This window comes from Cytobacillus sp. OWB-43 (genome assembly GCF_034651445.1).
Lineage (GTDB): Bacteria > Bacillota > Bacilli > Bacillales > Cytobacillaceae > Cytobacillus > Cytobacillus kochii.
On record NZ_JAYEFF010000001.1, the window covers coordinates 1,913,869 to 1,936,680 of the forward strand.

At 37.5% G+C, this 22,812-nt stretch carries 17 protein-coding genes, 1 tRNA gene, 1 riboswitch and 1 other annotated feature; of the genes, 1 reads left to right on the forward strand and 17 read right to left on the reverse strand.

Annotation, left to right across the window (positions count from 1 at the left end):
• Positions 1 to 26 precede the first annotated feature (26 nt).
• The 15 genes from ilvN to U9M49_RS09520 all read right to left on the reverse strand — a co-directional run bounded on the left by ilvN (position 27) and on the right by U9M49_RS09520 (position 18,311).
• The gene (gene ilvN / locus U9M49_RS09450; protein WP_095372360.1) at positions 27 to 545 is read right to left on the reverse strand and encodes an acetolactate synthase small subunit; all 519 of its coding nucleotides are present in this window, start codon (positions 543 to 545) and stop codon (positions 27 to 29) included.
• Positions 542 to 2,263, reverse strand: coding sequence for an acetolactate synthase large subunit (gene ilvB, locus U9M49_RS09455; RefSeq protein WP_307312698.1), 1,722 nt, complete (start codon positions 2,261 to 2,263; stop codon positions 542 to 544). Before ilvB ends, ilvN begins: the two co-directional genes overlap by 4 nt.
• 74 nt (positions 2,264 to 2,337) lie before the next feature.
• Positions 2,338 to 2,598, reverse strand: a binding site (T-box leader).
• 735 nt (positions 2,599 to 3,333) lie between these two features.
• Positions 3,334 to 3,410 (reverse strand) — tRNA-Arg (locus U9M49_RS09460).
• Between the two features lie 109 nt (positions 3,411 to 3,519).
• Positions 3,520 to 4,032: a metallophosphoesterase gene (locus tag U9M49_RS09465; protein ID WP_322909649.1), complete on the reverse strand. Its 513-nt coding sequence runs from the start codon at positions 4,030 to 4,032 to the stop codon at positions 3,520 to 3,522.
• A gap of 13 nt (positions 4,033 to 4,045) precedes the next feature.
• Positions 4,046 to 4,639 carry an XTP/dITP diphosphatase gene (locus tag U9M49_RS09470; RefSeq protein WP_322909650.1) on the reverse strand — a complete coding sequence of 198 codons (594 nt, stop codon included), beginning with the start codon at positions 4,637 to 4,639 and terminating at the stop codon, positions 4,046 to 4,048.
• A 101-nt stretch (positions 4,640 to 4,740) separates the two neighbouring features.
• On the reverse strand, positions 4,741 to 5,811 hold the full coding sequence (locus tag U9M49_RS09475) for a GerMN domain-containing protein (RefSeq protein ID WP_322909651.1): 1,071 nt from the start codon (positions 5,809 to 5,811) through the stop codon (positions 4,741 to 4,743).
• Between the two features lie 115 nt (positions 5,812 to 5,926).
• On the reverse strand, positions 5,927 to 8,071 hold the full coding sequence (gene recQ / locus U9M49_RS09480) for a DNA helicase RecQ (RefSeq protein WP_322909652.1): 2,145 nt from the start codon (positions 8,069 to 8,071) through the stop codon (positions 5,927 to 5,929).
• A 135-nt stretch (positions 8,072 to 8,206) separates the two neighbouring features.
• Positions 8,207 to 9,004, reverse strand: a complete 798-nt coding sequence (gene racE, locus U9M49_RS09485) for a glutamate racemase (protein WP_095372355.1) — start codon at positions 9,002 to 9,004, stop codon at positions 8,207 to 8,209.
• Between the two features lie 12 nt (positions 9,005 to 9,016).
• Positions 9,017 to 9,475, reverse strand: coding sequence for a MarR family winged helix-turn-helix transcriptional regulator (locus U9M49_RS09490; protein ID WP_095372354.1), 459 nt, complete (start codon positions 9,473 to 9,475; stop codon positions 9,017 to 9,019).
• A gap of 217 nt (positions 9,476 to 9,692) precedes the next feature.
• Positions 9,693 to 9,917 (reverse strand): helix-turn-helix domain-containing protein, encoded by a 225-nt coding sequence (locus tag U9M49_RS09495; RefSeq protein WP_066191568.1) that lies wholly within the window; start codon positions 9,915 to 9,917, stop codon positions 9,693 to 9,695.
• 148 nt (positions 9,918 to 10,065) lie between these two features.
• Positions 10,066 to 10,533, reverse strand: coding sequence for an acyl-CoA thioesterase (locus U9M49_RS09500; RefSeq protein ID WP_095372353.1), 468 nt, complete (start codon positions 10,531 to 10,533; stop codon positions 10,066 to 10,068).
• A 369-nt stretch (positions 10,534 to 10,902) separates the two neighbouring features.
• Positions 10,903 to 14,781, reverse strand: a complete 3,879-nt coding sequence (locus U9M49_RS09505; RefSeq protein ID WP_322909653.1) for a 5'-nucleotidase C-terminal domain-containing protein — start codon at positions 14,779 to 14,781, stop codon at positions 10,903 to 10,905.
• 291 nt (positions 14,782 to 15,072) lie between these two features.
• Positions 15,073 to 15,846 (reverse strand): succinate dehydrogenase iron-sulfur subunit, encoded by a 774-nt coding sequence (gene sdhB / locus U9M49_RS09510; protein WP_095372351.1) that lies wholly within the window; start codon positions 15,844 to 15,846, stop codon positions 15,073 to 15,075.
• A 32-nt stretch (positions 15,847 to 15,878) separates the two neighbouring features.
• On the reverse strand, positions 15,879 to 17,630 hold the full coding sequence (sdhA, locus tag U9M49_RS09515; RefSeq protein WP_095372350.1) for a succinate dehydrogenase flavoprotein subunit: 1,752 nt from the start codon (positions 17,628 to 17,630) through the stop codon (positions 15,879 to 15,881).
• A gap of 72 nt (positions 17,631 to 17,702) precedes the next feature.
• Positions 17,703 to 18,311 carry a succinate dehydrogenase cytochrome b558 subunit gene (locus tag U9M49_RS09520; protein ID WP_095372349.1) on the reverse strand — a complete coding sequence of 203 codons (609 nt, stop codon included), beginning with the start codon at positions 18,309 to 18,311 and terminating at the stop codon, positions 17,703 to 17,705.
• Between the two features lie 447 nt (positions 18,312 to 18,758).
• Here U9M49_RS09520 and U9M49_RS09525 point away from each other — a divergent pair, with 447 nt between their 5' ends.
• Positions 18,759 to 19,235, forward strand: a complete 477-nt coding sequence (locus U9M49_RS09525) for a YslB family protein (RefSeq protein WP_322909654.1) — start codon at positions 18,759 to 18,761, stop codon at positions 19,233 to 19,235.
• Between the two features lie 97 nt (positions 19,236 to 19,332).
• Here the strand turns inward: U9M49_RS09525 and U9M49_RS09530 are convergent, their stop codons facing one another.
• On the reverse strand, positions 19,333 to 20,562 hold the full coding sequence (locus tag U9M49_RS09530) for an aspartate kinase (protein WP_095372348.1): 1,230 nt from the start codon (positions 20,560 to 20,562) through the stop codon (positions 19,333 to 19,335).
• Between the two features lie 154 nt (positions 20,563 to 20,716).
• Positions 20,717 to 20,897, reverse strand: a riboswitch (Lysine riboswitch).
• Between the two features lie 69 nt (positions 20,898 to 20,966).
• Positions 20,967 to 22,739: an excinuclease ABC subunit UvrC gene (gene uvrC, locus U9M49_RS09535; protein ID WP_251162600.1), complete on the reverse strand. Its 1,773-nt coding sequence runs from the start codon at positions 22,737 to 22,739 to the stop codon at positions 20,967 to 20,969.
• Positions 22,740 to 22,812: the final 73 nt, after the last annotated feature.

Here is a 22,812-nt window from a genome sequence, read left to right on the forward strand (position 1 = left end):
TTCTCCTCTATTCATCATTTATTTTTTTATACAATTGAAAAATTATGTTTTTGTTGCGACTGTCTTTGTGTCCCTCTTGGGAAAGCTGTTGTACCCGTTCTAGCAATCTCTTTAATACCGTAAGGCTTAATTAACTCTAGGAAAGCTTCGATTTTTTCAGATTCTCCTGTAATTTGGATGACTAGACTATCTTTGCTAACGTCAATGACAGAAGCTCTGAAAGGTTCAATTAAGGAATAAATCTCATTTCTTGAGTGCGGATTAGACTGTACCTTTATCAAAGCTAGTTCTCTAGCAACAACTGCTTGATTTGTAATATCCGTCACTTTCAGTATGTCGATCTGTTTATTGAGCTGTTTCGTAATTTGCTCACTTTGTTGGTCAGACTCAACATAAATTACACATGTGATTCTTGACATCCCCTCCTGTTCAGATAAACCCACTGAAATACTTTCGATATTATAATTTCGTTTAGAAAATAAATTAGTAATTCGATTAAGTACACCAGGTTTATTTAAAACAAGCAGCGATATGATTCTCTTCATTCTTTCACACCTACCATCTCATGAATCCCTTTACCCGGAGCGATCATTGGAAAGACATTTTCGTCAGCATCGACACGGAAATCTAGCAATACAGGCTCTCTTGTGTGTAATACTTCAGCTAACACTCTCTCCGCTTCTTCTTCTGTTGTTATGGTATAGCCTTTAATATCGTAAGCTTCAGCTAGCTTCACAAAATCAGGTTGAACTGGAATCTTGCTATGAGAAAAACGTGATTCATAGAAAAACTCCTGCCATTGTCTAACCATCCCTAATGATTGATTATTGAATATTGCGATTTTTATCGGTAAGTTCATTTCTTGTATAACTGCTAATTCCTGTGTTGACATTTGAAAGCCTGCATCACCGACAATGGCAAGCACACAACTATCTGGATCAGCAATTTGAGCGCCAATACTAGAAGGTAAACCAAATCCCATCGTTCCAAGCCCACCAGATGTAACCCACCTATCAGCATGTTTAAAGCGATAGTATTGCGCAGCCCACATTTGGTGTTGACCGACATCTGTCGTTACAATCGCTTCGCCCTTCGTGTTCTCATACAAGAGCTCCATTACTCTTTGCGGCTTTAACTTTGGTGAAGCTTTATCATAATGGAAAGGATGTGCAACACTCCACTGTTTTAATGTCTCCATCCATTCGCTATGAGCTGGTTCATTACATTCTTCTTGAAGAAGTGCGAGAAGCGCAGCCTTTGCGTCTGCTACAACAGGAATAACTGTCGGTACATTCTTACCAATTTCCGCTGGGTCAATATCGATATGAGCAACCTTAGCATTCGGAGCAAAGTGTTCCAAATTACCTGTTAAGCGGTCATCGAACCTTGCACCGATATTAATCAATAAGTCACATTGTGAGAGTGCCATATTTGCTGTATAACAGCCGTGCATGCCAGCCATGCCAATGAATAATGGATGATCACTTGGAAAACCACCAAGACCAAGTAATGTATGGACAACTGGTATTTTTGTTTTTTCTACATACTGTAAGAGTTCGTTTGCCCCCTTCGAATGAAGAATGCCTGCACCCGCTAAAATGACTGGTTTCTGTGCTGCTCCTATCGCATCTGATAGCTTACGAATCTGAAGGCGATTAGGCTTTAGTGTCGGTTGATAACCCGGTAACTCCATTTCTGCTTCTTCGGGCCTTTCGGTAATCGTCGAAGCTATATCTTTAGGAATATCAATGAGCACTGGACCGGGTCTGCCTGTCTTTGCAATATAGAACGCTTCTTTAATGACTCTTGGAATATCCTCCAATTGGCGAATTTGAAAATTATATTTTGTAATCGGTGTTGTAATTCCTAATATATCTGCTTCTTGGAAAGCATCTGAACCAATCACACTTGTTGCTACTTGGCCTGTGAAAGCTACAATTGGTAATGAGTCCATCATGGCATCAGCCAAACCTGTTACGATATTCGTTGCTCCAGGCCCGGATGTTGCAATGACGACACCAGGCTTACCTGAAATTCTTGCGTAACCTTCTGCAGCATGTATGCCGCCTTGTTCATGTCTAGGTAAAACATGAAGGAATTTCGCATCATAAATCTTATCGTAAATCGGCAAAACCGCTCCGCCAGGGTAGCCAAAGACGACTTCTACATTTTCCCTTTCTAACGCATCCATTAATAAGTCTGCGCCTGTAATCGTCTCAAGCTTTGTTTTCACTTCTTCTGTTAAGGCAGCTTCCCGCACCATCGCTCTTTAACCTCCTTAATAAAATAAAATTAAATATAAAAAAGCCTCTCCATCCCTCATTGACCAATCATTGGTCAAGGGATGAAAAGGCTTTGATCACCATTCCACGGTACCACCCTTGTTCGCGTTTTAAATCTCCACGCGCACTCAGTAACAGCATAATAACTGCTAAGCTTAGATAACGGGTTCCTTCGACCCGGAAGACTCTACTTATCATTGTTCAAGTCTTCACTCCGAGGTGAGTTCATTTTAAGACTGGTTTACCGGTTTCCAGCTTGCCCGGCTCTCTGCAAAACCTACATCAAAAAACTACTTATCCTCATCAACGCTTTTAGTTTCTCACTTTAAACCACTAAAATTTCGTTTGTAAAAATAAAAGGAAAATAACGCTGCTTCCAATTTCATTTTCGATTTATTTTATTGTGCTTTGCTTTGTTGAGGACTATCTTACGCCCATTTTCAAAAGTCGTCAACACCTTTTTGGAAAATTATTTGATAATTTAGATTAGTCTGTTTTCATGTATCCGCTTACATCATTGATCTATTAACCTTTTAATTGGACAAAATTTTTTATTGATTTATTCATTCTGTGGCATGCGAGAATAGCAAGTGAAGTACTTTTAGGATGGGGGTATTTGAACAGCTCATGAGCAAAAGAACGCGACTAATTGAAGGCTATTACAAGATAAATCATGTGCGTTCATTTACGATAAATACTATACAAAGAAACTACAACCTTCAGAGACCATTTCATGTTAATCCATTTTTTTAATATTTAATCACATACAAACGTGATAACTTCTACCATATGCTGACTCATCGTTACATCATTCGATAAAAATCACCAGTATTTGGGGATGTTTTTATTCAGTGCATCTTATCACTATTATTTCAATATAGTATTTTTATAGTTGTTTCTTTGGGTTTTTAATTGAGGATGGAAAACAACAAAGGAAGATTACTTATGGAGAAGTCTAATATGAAATCGATCTCTAGCTGAAATAAAAAAAGCGCTAATCCAAGTTTTCACAGGAATCAACGCTAGTGTTGGTAGATAAATATGTAGCTAATGGCGTCCCAGGAGAGATTCGAACTCCCGACCGACAGCTTAGAAGGCTGTTGCTCTATCCTGCTGAGCTACTGGGACTTAATATCAAGACAATATTTATTATACGCAGGATAAACTGAAGTGTCAATTAATTTTTAAATAAATTTATAATTGGCAGAGAACTGCTGTAATAATAGCAGTTCTCTGGCTACGCAAACGAAAAGGATTGCTGCCATTCCTCGAGCTCGACACCGTCTCTTGTCCAAATGGAAACGACCACTTTTTCCACTGTCCAATCTACCATCATATATGTTTTTTCTTTCGGCTGCCTTGGAAGCGAGATACTATTTGGATTAAGATAAAGGATTTGATCTACCATTTCAGCCCCCAGTTGATGCGAATGACCAAAGCACACAATACGTGCAGCTACTTCTTTTGCTCTTAAGCTTAAACCTAATAAAGACGATTTTACGCCATATAGATGACCATGTGTAATCCATACTTTGCCGTTATCCGTATCTATTAATTCTTCGTTTTTAAAGCGAGCATCGGCATCGCAATTCCCTCTCACAGCGACATATCCAGTGATTTCAGCTTGGTCACTACTTAATTCAGAGTCACCACAATGAATCATATAGTCGACATTTTGACTGTGACGTACTTTTAGTTCTTGCAGGATGTCACCATCACCGTGGCTGTCACTAACGATGAGTAACTTCATGTTATCCTCCTCCTTAAAGAATAGTTGGAAGATCTTTTTCTAATTGCTTTAATGCTTGTCCTCTATGGCTAATGGCTGCTTTTTCTTCTGATGTTAACTCTGCCATCGCCTTATTCTTTGCATTCGCCCAAAAGATGGGATCATAACCAAAGCCATTTGTTCCTTTTCGTGCATAAAGAATTTTACCTTCACATGTCCCCGAAACGGTGTATGTTTTCTTTCCAGGGATAGCTACCGCAAGTGCACAATAAAACCGAGCATCCCGCTTCTCTTCCGGTACATGTTTCATTTCTTCAAGTACTTTATCTATATTCGCTTCATCATTTTTATCTTCCCCTGCATAACGAGCGGAAAATATTCCTGGGCGTCCTTCAAGTGCATCAATTGATAATCCGGAATCATCAGCAATCACCGGTCGATTCATTAAGCGCGAAATCTCTTCTGCTTTTAAAACGGCATTTTCTTCAAAAGTCGTACCCGTTTCTTCCACATCTGGCATATCAGGATAATCATGTAATGTTTTCACTTCATAACCGAGTGATGCAAACATTTTTTTAAATTCTTCTGCTTTGCCTTTATTCTTTGTCGCAATAATAATCTCAGACATATAGCGTTTCCTTCCTTTTATGTTCGTCATAAAAAATAAAGAGAAGAGGAGGCCCCTTTCCTCACTCTTCTCATTTTACTATAAAAGGATGGTGATACCAATTAATAGCTACCTGTATTCACACTTTCAGGTCTTGAAACAGGCTCTAGCTTTTCGCCATCTTCATCAAGTAAATCAGCCTCGCCATTCACTGTAACAGCAACAGATTCCACTTCTGCTTGTTCTGTAAGTGATAACGCTAAAACTTTTAATACATTCTCGTTAATGACATTTTCTTCCCCACTAGAGAAAATCGATTCATCGAAATCGAGCGTAATCGTTCCATCCTCTACTTTAGGTTCACCTAATAAAGCAACTTCACTTGGTAAGACGGCAGAAAGTTTAGATCCTAAAGAAGGGTTCCCTAACTCATCAATGATTGCCGTCACGTTATTGTCGACATTATTAGACACTCTTTTTGTTACTGGAACAAAGTATTTAGCATCTTCTTCGCCACCCATGTAATAAACGGTAACTGGTTTTGTATTTGTAATATCTGTGACAACAGAGTTATCATAATTGATACCGATAGAACGACTTACTTCTTCGCCAATCGGTGTACCATTGACTGGCATTTCTTTAATCGCATTCCCATTTATACTCAATTTCACTTGTTCTATTTCATCGAATTGGGTCAATGTCCATGTGACTGATTGCAGGATTCTTGCTTCATCTTCTGGATTATACTCAGCAAATTCCTTAGAAAAATCAACTTGAGCCACTTTATCTTTCACATCAACCGTCATTTTTGTATCTGCTGGTAAGACTGCACGGAAATTATTTGGTAAGAGTTCAGTTACTTTTCCATCTACCACTAAATATTCTAACGCTTGTTTAGCAACAGAATTCGTACTTGGTAAATCTAATGTTTGTGATACAACATAACCATTATTGTCAATTAAGTATAATTCTGTTGGAATCGTTGTTGTTTCTGCCGCTTCATCAGCAGCTCCACTTTCCTCACCAGTCGTCTCTTCTGTCTCTACATTGGCATCTTCGTTATTAATGGACATTTCACTCGGTGGGTCAATTTTCTCTTTCTCCTCTCCACCAAATAATCCACAACCTGATAACAAAGCAGATGAAACTAATACAGCGGACACTGCGATGGTCGCTTTTTTATTTAAAGACATAACCTTTCCCTCCTAAGACAGTTTGTACTACATGTATACGAGCCTATTTACAAAATAGACCGCCTTTAGGAAAGAAAGTCTTCTATTCTTTTAGACAAATTTGGACAAAGCTTATTCAAACAAAACGATGTTTCGTTAGAACAGCCTTAATTTGAAAGTAATCAATTGTATCATCATTGATTTCATCTTTAATCGGTCTTAACTTTTCTACACCGACTTTATCTGCAGCTACAAGTACTTCCTCTTCTACCTGCTCATTGAAAACTTGATCCCAGTCAATCGGATGGCCCTCTGCTACCGCTCTAAAAATATGATTTTGAATCGTTATCGGTGAAAAAGAACGCTCTCTAGCAATCTCCGAAATCGTTTTACCTAATAGAAAGGCTTCATATGAATGGATATGACTTCCTGTCCCTTCAGCCGCTTTTTTATTTACTGGTGGTGTCTTCACATAGTGTTGCTCTTTGACCTCGATGTTATTTTTTTCAGTAAAAACTTTTATCTCTTCTAGAAATGCTTCCCCATATTTACTATACTTCATTTCACCAACACCTTTAATCGATAACATCGCTTCTTTAGTAGTAGGGAAATAAGTGCACATTTCTTTTAACGCTGTATCAGCAAAAACGACATAGGGCGGTACACCTTGTTCTTGCGCTAAGTTTTTTCTTAACTCTCTTAAGATAGCAAATAACTCGCTATTTTCTTCACCAGCTGGACGTTCTTCTAGCTCTTTATCTTCAGAGATTTTCATAGATACTTGGGCTTCTCTTTTTAAAACCGGGATAGCTTCATCAGCTAAAGTAACGGTCGGATATTGTCCATCTGTCATAGAAAGATAGCCTTCAGCAAGTAAATAATTAATCATATCAACAATTTGCTTTTCCGTTTTTTCTTTCATAAGCCCATATGTCGTAAGTGTATGAAAAGACAATTGCTTAATCCGCTTATTCGCGGACCCTTTTAACACTTGAGCTGTTAGCTTAACGCCAAAACGCTCTCCCATTCGTTTAATACACGAGAAAATCATCATCGCTTCATTCGTAATGTCAACAGATTGTCTTTCATCTAAACAGTTCGAACATTTATTACATGACGATACATCTTGATTGGCAAAATAAGCGACAATATAGGATTGCAAGCAACTTTCCGTATGACAATAATTCGTCATCTGTCTTAGTTTTTCATATTCTTGCTCGCGAAAGCTTGTTGACAGCTCGCTCTTTTCTATTAAAAATTTTTGTAGGAGAATATCTTGAGGTGAGTAAAGTAAAATACATTCACTTTCTTCCCCATCTCGCCCTGCTCTTCCGGCTTCTTGATAATAAGCTTCGATGTTTCGTGGCATATTATAGTGCACCACATAACGCACATCCGGTTTATCTATCCCCATCCCAAACGCATTGGTAGCAATCATCAACGTCACTTGATCATGGACAAATTTTTCTTGAGAGTGTTTACGATTATCCTCAGAAAGACCAGCATGGTATCTTTCAACTTTATAACCTTTCTTTAGAAAATGTTCATATAATTGATCGGATTGTTTTCTGCTAGAAGTATAGATAATACCTGATTCTTCTTTTCTACTGGAAACATAGGCTTCTAAATACTTGCGCTTATCTCTTCCTTTTAACACTTGAAAAGAAAGGTTCGTTCGGGCAAAGCCTGTAACAAAAATATGTTCTTTTTCTATATGCAATAAGCGACTTATATCTTCTTCTACATTTTTCGTCGCTGTCGCTGTTAATGCAGCAATTACAGGCGTTTCAGTAAGAGAGAAAATCCTGTCCACTACCGATCGATAACTCGGTCTAAAATCATGCCCCCATTGAGAAATACAATGCGCCTCATCAAAGACAATCATTGATAAATGAATCTTCTCCATAATCGTTAGAAACTCCATTGACTCCAGACGTTCCGGAGCTATGTAGACAAGCTTATATTCCCCTGCCAACAGTCGCTCTTCTGTTTCCGAATATTCCTTGTAAGAAAGACTACTATTCATATAGGCTGCAGGAATTCCTGCTTCAAGAAGGGCATCTACTTGGTCTTTCATTAGTGAAATTAAAGGGGAGATAACGATCGTCACACCGTCATTCATAAGTGCGGGAATTTGGAAGGAGAGTGATTTACCACCGCCAGTTGGTAGAATGCCAAGTACGTTGTGGCCATGATTTAAATTGTAAATAATATCTTTTTGACCTGGTCGAAAACTTGTATAACCGAAATACTTCTGCAAATGCTCCTCTGCTGTTTGCATATCCATCCTCACCTCATTCTTATTGATATATATTTAAAAGCATAACGCATATCGTTTCTTTCTCGCAATCTATTCATTTAAAAAACACCAAATACAACCAATGATTGTTCATTGATTATATTTGGTGCCTCCATATTATCCGAGTTGTATGCGCTCCACATCGTTTATCTCTCTATGCAACCATTTTGTTGCAATGTCTTTGAACATCGCTTCAGAACCTGTTGTGAAAAAACGGTGCTGAGGATCTTCTTCACTCGTGTTTAAAAAGCCGCGATCATAAAGAATCGTGCTTGCTTCTCGAGCGGTTTCATCTCCGGAACTAATCACGTTAACACCTTCACCCATCACTTGCTTAACAAGATTCTCCAACAGCGGATAATGTGTACAGCCTAATATCAATGTGTCTAAACCTTTATTTGTTAATGGCCCTAACGTTTCTAGAACGATTTTTTTCGCAAATACACTCTCGTACTCCCCACTTTCTACTAGTGGGACAAATTTAGGACAAGCTAGGCTATGAACTACCGTACGATTATTGATCCCTTTTAATGCGAGTTCATAAGCACGACTCTTCACCGTTCCCGCTGTACCAATGATGCCAATGATATGATTTTCTGTTACTTTTAGCGCCGTTCTTGCTCCAGGAAAAATAACGCCAATGACCGGAATTGGTAACTCATTCTTAATATCATCTAATGCAACAGCAGTCGCAGTATTACAGGCAATAATGAGCATCTTCACTTCTTTTTCTAATAAAAACTTCGTCATTTGCCATGTGAATTCTTTTACTTCTTCTCCAGACCTCGGACCATATGGACATCGAGCTGTATCTCCTAAGTAAATAATATTTTCATTAGGTAACTGACGCATCACTTCCTTTGCAACAGTTAACCCGCCAACCCCTGAATCAATAATACCTATCGGTTGTTTCACTTTCTTCTCGCCTCAATCTCTTTTCATATCTTGATGCAATTTTCTTAGATTCTCCCTTAAATGAACGACCTCTTCACCGGAAAAATCCTTTAATACTTCTTGCAAATAATCTTGCCTTTTGTCGATCACTTCTTCTATAATTCTTTCGCCTTCCTCCAATAAGTGGATTCTTACAACGCGACGATCATTAGGATCTTTCACTCTTTTTACCAATTCACTCTTTTCCATACGATCGACTAAATCTGTCGTTGTACTAAAGGCTAAGTACATTTTATTCGATAATTCTCCAATTGTCATGTCCCCGTCCTCTAATAACCACTGTAAGGCAATAAATTGCGGGGGAGTAATGGTATAATTGCTTAAAATTTCACGGCCATGTTGCTTAATAATTCCAGAAATATATCGTAAATCCTTTTCTATATCTGCTACAACTTCATTAACATGTTCATTTCTATGTTCTCTTACGTTCATTCACTACACTCCTATATATATCATCGAAATATTCGGTTATTCCGTTACTTTTAATCCTAATTTTATTGTCACCTTTTTCGAAGGAAAATTCAAGCGAGAACTGTAAGCAAACTAAAAAAATATGTCAAGAAAAGAAAAACGAGCATTGCGCCCGCCTAAAATAATAAAATTCTATTACATTGATAACCGGCAATCCAGACGGACTGCCGGTCTAAAATTATAACTCTAGCTCTCCCATACGAAGGAGCTCTACAACAGCTTGTGAACGCCCCTTTACACCAAGCTTTTGCATGGCATTAGATATGTGGTTCCGAACTGTCTTTTCGCTTATAAATAATTCACCAGCGATTTCCCTAGTTGTTTTATCTTGTACTAGCAGCTCGAATACTTCCCTTTCTCGTTTTGTGAGTAACGGCTTGTGAGTATAATCATTCTCCTTCAAGTATTGTAACCCTCCTTGCCTTTCGCCAGCCATGAATCGCGGGGTGGGTGTGTATTAGTCATCATATCATATGTATGTTAAACAATGAGAGTGACTGAAATTCTTGAAGTAGAGAATGTTTATTTTCTAAATGTACGCCTGTCCCTATCTAAGATTGAGGTACATTTATTTTCTCATGAAAAGCAAGCTTCATATCATCAGTCCACTGCGCACCTTTACCAGTTAATTTAGATACCTGAACAATCGTTCCTCTTCCTGTAAAGCAAATGTCACCATTCTCTCTTTTACCCATGTAATGAATATCTACCGATGATTGTCCGATTCTGCCTGCTTTTACATAAATTAAGAGGTTCTCATCGAAGTAAACTTGCTTCATATAGTCACATTGAAGATCTGCAACGACAATAAATGTTTCGTTTTCTTCCTTCACCCAATCGTCCATAAGATTTAAACTTTTAAAATACTCAATGCGAGCCTCTTCAAAGTAAACAAATGGAACCGTATTATTTAAATGACCAAACATATCTGTTTCAGAAAAACGCACCTTAACAGGGTGAGCAAATATAAATTCTTCTTCCCATGTCACAAAATTTTCTATATAATCAGTTTTTTTCACTTTTAGATCCTCCTCGAAAATGAATGAGCATTCAGTCGTTCTTTTTCTTATTATAGCTTTTTTCACACAAATACTAAAGGAGAAATTCATACATAATCTTATGTTACTTTTTCTGATTTTGTAACTATAATTGCTTAATTGAGTCATTCATGTGAAAAAATGTTTAAGGCAGACCGTGTAAAACGTGTTTTTGGGTCATTTGAAAGGATTTCCTTTTCAAATGTAAAAAGCAGATAAAATGACTCAACAAATAATTTACCAACACTTTCTTATAAAAAACGAGAAATCTCAAAGATATGGAGTTAACACTACAATAAAAAACCCCAGCACAAACTTTTTTACGAAGTGTGTGCTAGGGCTTACTTTATCCTAAAATCCAAACCATTTTTTAATCATTTCCCAAATCCATCTTGTGAATTCTCTTACCTTATCCTTCAAGTGATCAATGATTTCTTGTTTACACTCAGACCAGCTAGTATCAGGGCCAGGAATACAAGCGCTCGGCTCTTCAGGGTTTTCAGGTTCACTTGGCTCTTCCGGATCTGTTGATTTGACTTCTGCAATAATTCTTCCTTCAACTTCCGGAGCTACCGGATTATTGTTTTCCAAATAGGTGGAAAACACATCATAATCCACTTCAAATAGTTCAGTAATTCTGCCCTCATCCTTGGCTTTTTTGAACATATCATATCCATCTCCACCATCGGCCGTGAAAGCGTTGGTCGCAACCGTATAGGTTTCGTCTTCATTGATTGCTATATATTCACCGTCTACTTTCACGTCAACGCCATGGACACGTTCACCCACTGGCTGTGCTTGGTCAAATTTAAAGCGAAGACCTGCCACTTGCATAAACTGGCCAGCACCTTCTTCAATATTTGCTACACTATGTTCTAAAGCTTGTTTTATTTCTTCTCCTGTTAAATCAAGGGTGACTAACATATTACCGAAAGGCAACACAGTAAGAACATCGCCAAGCGTAATTTCACCTTGAGCAATGGATGCACGAATACCGCCACCATTCTGCATCGCAATTTGTGTTGGCACAGATTCATTAGCTTTAGAGAGCATACCATCTGCAATCAAGTTTCCTAAATTGGTCTCTTTCGTACGAACATCAGTACGTTCACCATTCAAGGCAACTTCACTGTACCCGACTACTTCTTGTTTTAATTCCTCCAGCGGTTCACTTAACTCATCAAGTTTATTACGCGCCCATTCATCTTCTTCATAAACATATTCACCGTTCTCATCTTGACTAACGAGATCAAGTAATTCACCATTCCACTCTGACAGTACGCCTTCATCATCGAAAACAATGTCTAAAGAGCCTAAATATTTATGATATTCATTGGCTTGAACGATTAAAGTTGGTTCTCCATCTTCATTTTTTACAACTGGCTCTTCTAATGTCGTATGAGAATGTCCTCCAACAATCACATCGATACCTTGAACAGCTTCAGCTAATTCCTGATCTGGCGTATAACCTAAATGTGAAAGTGCAATAATTTTATTAATTCCTTCTTCTTCAAGCGCTGCTACTGTATTGCTAGCCATTTCAACTGCATCTTCAAAAACAATGGCTTCATCTGGGTTCGCCAAAAATGAAGTGTCCTCTGTTGTTAAGCCAAATAATGCTACTTTTTCGCCATCTACTTCTTTAATAATGGCAGGATAGATCTTACCGTTTTCTCCAGGATATCCAAACTCATTTACTTTTAATTGGCTTAAAATCTCATCATTCTCAACATTCACATTTGCACTAACAAATGGAAAATCCGCATTGGATACAAAGTCAGCCAACACTTGCGAATCTTTGTCAAACTCATGATTTCCAAATGTCATAGCATCATAACCTAAACGATTCATAAATTGTAAGTCCGCTTGTCCTAGGTACATATTGAAAAATAATGTACCTGAGAATACATCCCCAGCATCAACTAATAGTGTATTTTCTTTTTCATCTCTTAGTTGATTCACTGCAGTAAACAATCTTGGAACATTTTCTAAATGAGCATGGGTATCATTTGTATGAAGGATACTCATTGAGAATGGCCCCTCATTTTCCTCTTCTACCGCGATGTCTAACTCAACTAATAACGGATCATGATCACTAGCTCTACCATGCTCCTCCATGTATAGAGAATTGATATTTAAAATATCTACTTTGGCAGCTTCTGCTAAATGATTCGATACTAAAATATGATCAAGTACTTGCATATTTCCTTGGTAATTATACGTATACTGTTCGTTTTCCGGTAAAGTATCAACCATATTCGTTAACTCTTCACCTTTTAATGTTTCTAATGTGGGAGTGAATTGAAAATCATTCATATCCCCTAATACAACAACATTCGCATCTGGGTTTTTAGACTCTATATCTTTCACAAACCCATTTACAGCTTCTGCTAACTGTATTCTTTGTGCTTCACTCACTAATTCCGGAGGTTGATTCTTCCCAAATAGTGGTTCATCACCTGACTTAGAATTAAAGTGATTAGCAACGACAATCACATCTTCTCCATTAAATTCAAACTGTGCTGCTAGCGATTTTCTTGTATCTTGGAAAATTTCATTCGTCGGATCGATGCGACCTGGGTTCAATGTTAATTGACCGTCTTCATACGTAACTGCGTCGTTAGCCCCACCTTTGGGTGCCTCTTTTAAAGTAACTCTTTCTGGATTATAGAGATATCCTACTCGGATATTCCCACCCGGCTGACCACCATCTTGCTTGTCTTCTGGGGCAATATCTGCCCAGTCATACGTCGGACCACTATTTGCGGCAATGGCTGCAATTAATTTCTCATAACTAGCTTTTGCCGTTGTTATACCATCATCAGTCGGGCCATTATCATCTTGTACCTCTACAAGACCAATAATATCCGGTGAATTTAACTCATTAACCATTGACTGCGCTATTCTATTTGTCTTTTCTTGGCTTGTACCTTCATAATAATTTTCAATATTATAAGAGGCAACTGTTAATTTTCCTTCATCCTTGCCAAGTTCTGTCGTTACTTCTTCTTTTTCCGATTCAATAAGATCTGGTAAAGAATCCATATCCACTAACACTTTAAAGTTGCTATAACCATAACTAATTACACCGGTGACTGTACCATCAAAACGATCACCCGTTTTAGCTACATAATTATCCTCTTCTAATAAAAGATGCAGTCTTTCTGGATTTGCATTATCTTCCGTTAATAAAACCCCACCTTGATCCGTATAGAGTTTATCCTCTTCTTGATTCGCAATGACAGGTATTTCACCATATTTTTGAGGTGCAACAACTTGAGGATTCTCCACTGCGACGCGCATACCCTCTAGACTCTCATAAAAATCGATACCATCTTCTTCAGGGTCAAAAGATTGCATTTCATCATTATCAATAATATCATGAGGTAAAGGAAGATCTTTGCCTAAAACAATTGCTTCTGGCAGGTCATTTCCTGATGATTCAATGCTTACCCTCCCATTTTGGGCATTGATTTCAGTCATGGCTAAATCTGTTTCTAACTTTTCACTATATCCGTCAAGAACCCATTCTTTCACAAGCCCATCCACTGTAACCTTATCTCCAACTTTTACTTGATGCGTAGGCTTGTAGACGAGAATCCCTTCTGATGTATGGGGATTATCATCGGGTGTATCATCTTGCATATAAAAATTACTGTTATCTACTACTTTTGTTACAATACCTTGTACAGCTGTTACGTTCTGATTTACATAAGGAGACTCATGCCCCGCTCCTTGTATATCACCAATGCGCAGACCTTCAACACCATCAGATGGCTCTTCCTCTTCCCCATCATCAGGGTTTCCATCAGCAAATGTAAATGCAGTTGGATTTTTCAAGCCAGGTACGGTAAAATATGCTTCAAGATTGCCTGTTATTTGTACTTTTTCACCTATAATATCAGGGTTAGTCTGTAAGCCAAATGTCGCACGAAAGCTGCTAGACACTTGCACAGGTAAAATTTTTGACGAATCTTGTTCATTCGCATCATCAGCTATCGCAATATTATAGTCATTACTAAAAGGTGGATTAAAATTGTAATTATTCGTCGAAACTGTATGACCTACTATGTAACCTTCTACTGTTGCATTTCCTTCGTTATTTTCAATCGCTTCATTCACCGTCAATACATCTTCTTGTGCTGCTTGTCCCGCTAGAGGGCTGAAGCTAGAAAATATTAACATAAAAATCATCAATAAGGCCAACCATCGATTACTAGCTAATTTCATTCTGTTCCTCCTTCAAATTATTATTAATCTTTCAACAACTGAAATATACCAGTTTTTCTATGATTCGTGTTTATTTATAACAAAAATTCTACATTTTTTGCCAAAAATAAGCTGAAAGTACTTTCTTCATTCATCAATTAATAGGTATTTTGTTTTATTATTATGAATTTTCAGTACGAATTGCTTAATAACTATTAAAATATTGCTCCTTCAAACGAAGATCACACTCTTACCCTTTTACTGGATAAAAAAAACACTGAGGCTATAAGCCTCAGTGTTCTATAAAATCTATTACACACGGTCACTTCCAAAGAAGTTTTTGAAAGATTGTAATGTTGTATCACGGTTAAGCGCGGCAATTGATGTTGTTAAAGGAATACCTTTAGGGCAAGATTGCACACAGTTTTGTGAGTTACCACAGTTAGCAAGACCACCGTCACCCATAATTTCCTCTAAACGATCTGCCTTATTCATTTCACCCGTTGGATGAGAGTTGAATAAACGCACTTGAGAAAGTGGTGCCGGTCCGATAAAATCAGATTTGCTGTTTACATTTGGACACGCTTCTAAACATACACCACAAGTCATACATTTTGATAATTCATAAGCCCATTGGCGTTTTTTCTCTGGCATACGAGGCCCTGGACCTAAATCATATGTTCCATCAATCGGAATCCATGCTTTTACTTTTTTCAATGAATCAAACATGCGACTACGATCAACTTGTAAATCACGTACTACCGGGAATGTTTTCATTGGTGCTAAACGAATTGGTTGTTCTAATTGGTCGATCAGAGCTGTACAAGATTGACGCGGTTTGCCATTAATGACCATAGAACAAGCTCCACAAACTTCTTCCAAACAGTTCATGTCCCAAGTAATTGGTGTTGTATGCTCCCCTTTTGTATTTACCGGGTTTCTTCGAATTTCCATTAGAGCAGAGATCACATTCATATTTGGACGATAATCAAGTTCAAATTCTTCTACATAAGAATCTGAATCAGGACCATCTTGTCTTGTAATTTGAAATAATACGGTTTTAGACTTTACTGCTGCTTCTGACACGATTAATTACTCCCCTTTCATCGAGTTTTCTCTTAATGTTTCGTTGTATAGTCACGTTTACGTGGCTTAATCAAGCTGATATCCACTTCATCGTAATGGAATTGTGGCGCTGATTTGCCATCAACGAATTTAGCCATAGTTGTTTTTAAGAATTCATCATCATTTCGATCAGGGAATTCTGGTTTATAATGGGCACCGCGGCTTTCGTTACGGTTATATGCACCAATTGTAATAACACGAGCTAATTGAAGCATATTTTGTAATTGACGAGTAAACGCCGCCCCTTGGTTACTCCATTTTGCTGTATCGTTAATGTTGATATTTTCATATCTCTCTAACAATTCAACAATTTTAGCATCTGTTTTTAATAAACGATCGTTATGACGAACAACTGTTACATTATCAGTCATCCATTCACCAAGTTCTTTGTGAAGGATATATGCATTTTCTGTTCCATCAAGAGACATGATTTTATTCCATTTCTCTTGTTCTTGTTGAACTGCACCTTCGAATAATGAAGAAGATAAATCTTCACTTGATTTCTCTAATCCTTCAATATATTCAAGCGCTTTTGGTCCAGCAACCATACCACCATAAATGGCAGAAAGCAATGAGTTAGCTCCAAGACGGTTACCACCATGTTGTGAATAATCACACTCACCTGCAGCAAACAATCCAGGGATATTTGTCATTTGATCATAATCTACCCATAAACCACCCATTGAATAGTGAACAGCTGGGAAGATTTTCATTGGTACTTTACGAGGGTCATCACCTTGGAATTTCTCGTAAATTTCAATAATACCACCCAATTTAATATCTAATTCTTTCGGGTCTTTATGTGAAAGATCAAGGTAAACCATGTTTTCACCATTGATACCTAGTTTTTGGTTTACACAAACATCAAAGATTTCTCGTGTAGCAATATCACGAGGAACTAAGTTACCGTATGCCGGATATTTTTCCTCTAAGAAATACCAAGGTTTCCCGTCTTTATATGTCCAAACACGACCACCTTCACCACGTGCAGATTCACTCATTAGACGTAGTTTGTCATCTCCTGGTATAGCAGTTGGATGGATTTGAATGAACTCACCATTTGCATAATACGCGCCTTGTTGATAAACGATTGATGCAGCAGAGCCTGTATTAATAATAGAGTTAGTTGATTTACCAAAAATAATTCCCGGTCCACCAGAAGCCATAATGACAGCATCTGCTGCGAATGATTGGATTTCCATTGTTTGTAGGTTTTGCGCTACTACCCCGCGACAAACTCCGTCATCATCAATGACAGTTCCCAAGAACTCCCACCCCTCATATTTTGTTACTAACCCTGCTACTTCGTGACGACGCACTTGCTCATCCAATGCATAAAGCAATTGTTGACCTGTTGTCGCACCAGCAAAAGCAGTACGGTGATGCTGTGTTCCGCCAAAGCGTCTAAAATCTAATAACCCTTCAGGTGTACGGTTGAACATAACACCCATACGGTCGAATAAGTGAATAATTCCAGGTGCTGCTTCTGCCATTGCCTTAACTGGAGGTTGGTTAGCTAAGAAGTCACCACCATAAATTGTATCATCAAAGTGAATCCAAGGAGAATCCCCTTCACCTTTTGTATTTACTGCTCCGTTAATACCACCTTGGGCACAAACAGAGTGAGAACGTTTAACCGGCACTAAAGAAAATAATTCTACTTGTCCGCCAGCTTCAGCAATTTTAACAGTTGCCATCAATCCGGCTAATCCGCCACCGACAACAATAACCTTTCCTTTACCCATATCTGACTCACTCCCTTAATACTAATACCTCTAAAAAAAACCGAACAAATTATAGAAAAATGTATGTATTCATTACACGAAAGCAAAAATAGCACGAATACCTACAATTGATAATGCGATAAAAATGACTAAAGTTACATAAGTTGAAATCAATTGTGATCTAGGAGATACTGTAATTCCCCAGCTTACCATGAAGGACCATAAACCATTTGCAAAGTGGAAAATTGCAGATAATACACCAACGATGTAAAATGCTAACATGAATGGGCTAGACAAAATATCAGCCATCATATCATAATTTACTTCGGCACCGAACATTGCTGCAATACGAGTCTCCCAAACATGCCAAACGATGAAAATCAATGTAATTACACCGGTTACACGTTGAACTAAGAACATCCAGTTTCGGAAAAATCCGAATCTTGAAGTGTTATTTTTTGCTGTAAACGCAATGTAAAGACCGTAAATTGCATGATATAACAAAGGTAAGAAAATAATAAATATTTCTAGGAAATATCTAAAAGGAAGACTTTCCATGAAATGTGATGCGCTATTAAATGCCTCTTCTCCCCTAGTTGCAAAATGGTTCACTACTAAGTGTTGGATCAGAAAGACCCCAACAGGTATAACTCCAAGTAATGAATGCAATCTGCGATTTAAAAACTCTCGATTACCCGCCATAAGTTTACCCCCTTGAATTTGTAGCATGACACGCTGAATATGTACATAACAAATCCTTCGCATCACTAAGAAAATGCAAATCATTTTCAAAACATTTATATGACATGTCCATTTTACTCCCATCGCCCATTAGCGTCAAGAAAACGGATACAGATTTTGTCGATATTACGAAAATTTTTTCTATTCTAGTTTCACTCAAAAAACCAATGATATAGTTTTTTCAACCCTATTTGGCGGTATATTAAAATAGCTTAAATCACGCAATAATATTCATATTTTACGCATAAAAATGCATTTACATTAGATTATTATTAGTGTTAAGATTATTCCCATAATTTACACCAGTTTTACAAACTAAAAATTTTTCCCTTTTCACTGTACGTATTCGTTTTTTCCAAGTAAATTGTATATATTAGACTTTATGAAAGAGGGGAGATTTAGCATAATATGCCATCTCAAGAAGCCCAAATAGAACAAACCGAAAACATGGCAGAATCAATTGAACCAAACAAAGAAATGATTTCATCCTTTGGCTATGAATTAATTAGAGAAGAACTTTTACATGATTTACTAGGTAAAGACGCACCAGATATCTTATACTGGGCAGGCAAGAGACTAGCACGTAAATATCCTCTTCAAACAGAAGAAGACTTATTCAGCTTCTTTGTCGAGGCTGGTTGGGGAAAATTAACGAAAAACCTCGAAAACAAAAAAGAAATCGAATACGAGTTAACAAGTGAAGTCATTCAAAAGCGCTGTAAAGAAAATGCTCACGCAACATTCCAATTAGAAGCTGGTTTTATTGCTCAACAAATCGAACAGAAAAAAGAAGTGATTTGCGAAACATTCGAGCACCCACGTAAAAAAGGTGGAAAGGTCCTCTTCACAGTCAAATGGGATAAAAAGGACATTATCCACACCTAATAAATATACCCAACAGTAAAAAAAATCCAAACATCATTCTTTTTAAGGCGTTTAAATGGTGTTTGGATTTTCCTATCTTATACTACTGCTAGCTCATTTAATTTTTTATTAAATCCCCAGCTAAATTAAACGTTTGATGTAAAGCTTGAGCAGCATTTAACATATGCGCTTGGTCGATCACAGCCGAGACCTTTATTTCAGATGTACTGACCATCTTTACAACGATGTTATTAGCAGCTAATACATTAAACATCTCCGCTGCTACTCCTGGGTTTGAAATCATTCCTGAACCGACAATCGAGATTTTCGCCAATTGTGATTCCCATTCAATCTGATCATAACTTAAGGCTTCTCGATTTTTTTCTAGTATTTTCACAGTCTCTGTAAGATCTTGGTTTTTAATTGAAAAAGATAAGCCTGATGATTTATCATCTGTAATACTTTGTATAATAATATCAACATTTATATGTTCTTTCGCCAAGAGTGAAAAGATGGATGAAAGGCTTATTAAAGGGTCTTTAATCCCTAGGACAGATACCCTTGTAATATCATCTTCAAAAGCAACCCCTCTAACAACTAAGTTCTCTTCCATTTCCGCAACCTCCTCAATAATTGTTCCTTCTTCTCGTTCCATACTGGAACGTACTTCAAGCTTTACATTGTAATTTTTTGCAAACTCAACTGCTCTTGGGTGTAGAACGCCTGCACCAAGATTAGCTAATTCAAGCATTTCATCGTAAGAGATTGATGGAAGCTTTCTTGCATTTTTTATATAGCGTGGATCAGTTGTGAATACACCTGTTACATCAGTGTATATATCACATTTGTCCGCTTTTAATACTGCTGCAAGAGCCACGGCTGTTGTATCAGAGCCACCCCGACCTAATGTCGTTATTTGGCCAGTCTCACTTAAACCTTGAAAACCCGCTACGATAACAATTCTCCCTTTCTTTAACTCTTGTGAAACAGGCTTTGTGTCAATATCAGTGATTCTTGCGTCACCATGTACTGATTCCGTTTTAATCCCTGCTTGCCAGCCTGTATAGGAAGTTGCCTCATAACCTTTGGAATTTAATGCAATTGTTAATAAGGAGATTGTAACTTGCTCACCTGTAGATAACAACATATCCATTTCTCTCTTACTTGGAGCAGGTGATAATTCTTTTGCCATACCAACTAATTGATCAGTCGTTTTGCCCATAGCCGACACAACGACAACGATATCATTACCATTATTTTTTTCTTCAATGACACGGTTGGCTACATTTTGAATATGATCAACCGAGCCTACGGAGGTTCCACCAAATTTTTGTACAATTAAGCCCACTTTTCTCCCCTACTTTCAAGTCATTCGTTTTTATTCCCTGCCGCCTGTATGTACAACCAACACATTTCTACCCATATTCGGCATAAAAAAAAGCAATGAGATGAAACCCATCCCATTGCTGTGTAGTCAAACGTATGAACAATCTACGCACACACAGTGAGATAGCCCTCCAAGACAGATAGTCTTGACAATCCTGCATTTATTCAATGCAGAACCAGCGAAGAAAATATTGAGTCTTTCTTCACTTCGGCGAATATTCCCTTTCAAAGTCCTTCAAACGAAGCTCAATCTTCTAAGGAACTTTTACTAATGAAACTCGCACCTCTACCTTCACTTTCAAGTTAAAAAGTGATTTGATATAAAGTTAAAAACACTATACCATATTTGTTTTTTTCAGACAATGTCTATTCATGTAACTTTTCATAAAGTTCTTGTGCAACTTTTAATGGTAAGCCAGATTCCCTAAGGTCTTCTACACTAGCTGATTTCATTTTTTTTACAGAACCAAAATCTTTTAATAACTGCTTTTTTCTTTTTTCCCCAATACCATCAATTTCATCAAGAAGTGACTGAAATGCACTCTTTCCACGAACTTGTCTATGAAATGTAATCGCAAATCGATGCACTTCATCTTGAATACGTTGTAATAAATAAAATTCCTGGCTATTTCGAGCGAGGGGAATGATCATTAATGGATTTCCATAAAGAAGTTGAGATGTTTTATGCTTATCATCTTTGACTAATCCTGCTAGTGGAATATCTAAACCGAGTTCATTCTCAAGCACATCTCGAACGACTTCAACATGTCCTTTTCCACCATCAATGATAATTAAATCAGGTAGGGGTAGCCCTTCTTTTAAAACCCGGCTATATCTCCGTCTCGTCACTTCCCTCATAGATTCATAATCATCTGGTCCTTTAACTGACTTAATCTTATATTTCCGATACTCCCTTTTTGCAGGCTTACCATCGATAAAGACAATCATTGCTGAGACAGCATCGGTACCCTGGATATTGGAGTTATCAAAAGCTTCAATGCGATAGGGTGTGTAAATTCCTAGCTCCTCACCTAAGCTTTCTATTGCATTCACCGTTCTTTTCTCATCACGTTCAATAAGCGAGAATTTTTCTTTTAAAGCAATCTTTGCATTTTTATAGGCAAGTTTCACTAGTTCTTTTTTTCTCCCTCTTTGAGGAATAAATATTTTCACATCCAAAAGCTGCTCAGCCATCGTCACATCAACAGAGTCTGGCAAGTAGATTTCCTTTGGTTTAAAATGGTTAGCTTGTTCATAAAAACGGCCGAGATAGGTGAGCATCTCTTCTTCAGGCTCATTATAGATTGGAAACATAGACACATCTCTTTCAATGAGTTTCCCTTGCCTAATAAAGAATACTTGTACACACATCCAACCCTTATCAACCGCATAAGCAAACACATCTCGGTCTGTAAAATCCGTCATCGTAATCTTTTGTTTTTCCATCGTCGTTTCTATATGGATAATTTTATCTCTGAAATCTTTTGCTTTCTCAAACTCTAGCGCTGCGGACGCTTCTTCCATTTTCGTTGAGAGTTCTTTTTTGATCTCTTTATAACCACCATTTAAGAAGCGAGTAATCTCATCTGTCATTTGTTTGTATGTGTCAGATTTTACTTCATTTACACAAGGAGCTAGACATTGTCCGATATGGTAGTAGAGACAAACTCTATCTGGTAAGGTGTTACATTTTCTTAAAGGATAAAGGCGATCTAATAATCTCTTTGTTTCATTGGCCGCCTGCACATTTGGATATGGACCAAAATATTTACCTTTGTCTTTTTTTACTTTTCTCGTGGTAATTAATCTCGGATGTCTTTCATTTGTTAATTTAATAAAAGGATAACTCTTATCATCCTTTAACATGACATTATATTTGGGGTCATGCTTTTTAATTAAATTTAACTCTAATAATAATGCTTCCATATCGGAAGAGGTCACGATATATTCAAAATCTTCAATTTCATTTACCAGCCTTAATGTCTTTCCATCATGCGAACCGGTAAAATAGGACTTAACCCGATTACGAAGCACTTTCGCCTTACCGACATAAATAATTGTCCCTTGGCGATCTTTCATTAAATAACAACCTGGTTGAGCAGGTAATAAAGGTAATTTATTTTTTATATTATCATTCATAATTAGCTGTCACATCCATACCTAAAAAGAATATCATTGCAGGAGGAAACCATACCCTTCTTACTGATTTTGC

What these genes read in the sequence shown, in the direction of transcription:
- ilvN (WP_095372360.1), bottom strand. Translation starts at nt 545, where the DNA reads ATGAAGAGAATCATATCGCTGCTTGTTTTAAATAAACCTGGTGTACTT.
- ilvB (WP_307312698.1), bottom strand. Translation starts at nt 2,263, where the DNA reads ATGGTGCGGGAAGCTGCCTTAACAGAAGAAGTGAAAACAAAGCTTGAG.
- U9M49_RS09465 (WP_322909649.1), bottom strand. Translation starts at nt 4,032, where the DNA reads ATGAAGTTACTCATCGTTAGTGACAGCCACGGTGATGGTGACATCCTG.
- U9M49_RS09470 (WP_322909650.1), bottom strand. Translation starts at nt 4,639, where the DNA reads ATGTCTGAGATTATTATTGCGACAAAGAATAAAGGCAAAGCAGAAGAA.
- U9M49_RS09475 (WP_322909651.1), bottom strand. Translation starts at nt 5,811, where the DNA reads ATGTCTTTAAATAAAAAAGCGACCATCGCAGTGTCCGCTGTATTAGTT.
- recQ (WP_322909652.1), bottom strand. Translation starts at nt 8,071, where the DNA reads ATGCAAACAGCAGAGGAGCATTTGCAGAAGTATTTCGGTTATACAAGT.
- U9M49_RS09490 (WP_095372354.1), bottom strand. Translation starts at nt 9,475, where the DNA reads ATGAACGTAAGAGAACATAGAAATGAACATGTTAATGAAGTTGTAGCA.
- U9M49_RS09505 (WP_322909653.1), bottom strand. Translation starts at nt 14,781, where the DNA reads ATGAAATTAGCTAGTAATCGATGGTTGGCCTTATTGATGATTTTTATG.
- sdhA (WP_095372350.1), bottom strand. Translation starts at nt 17,630, where the DNA reads ATGGGTAAAGGAAAGGTTATTGTTGTCGGTGGCGGATTAGCCGGATTG.
- U9M49_RS09520 (WP_095372349.1), bottom strand. Translation starts at nt 18,311, where the DNA reads ATGGCGGGTAATCGAGAGTTTTTAAATCGCAGATTGCATTCATTACTT.
- U9M49_RS09525 (WP_322909654.1), top strand. Translation starts at nt 18,759, where the DNA reads ATGCCATCTCAAGAAGCCCAAATAGAACAAACCGAAAACATGGCAGAA.
- uvrC (WP_251162600.1), bottom strand. Translation starts at nt 22,739, where the DNA reads ATGAATGATAATATAAAAAATAAATTACCTTTATTACCTGCTCAACCA.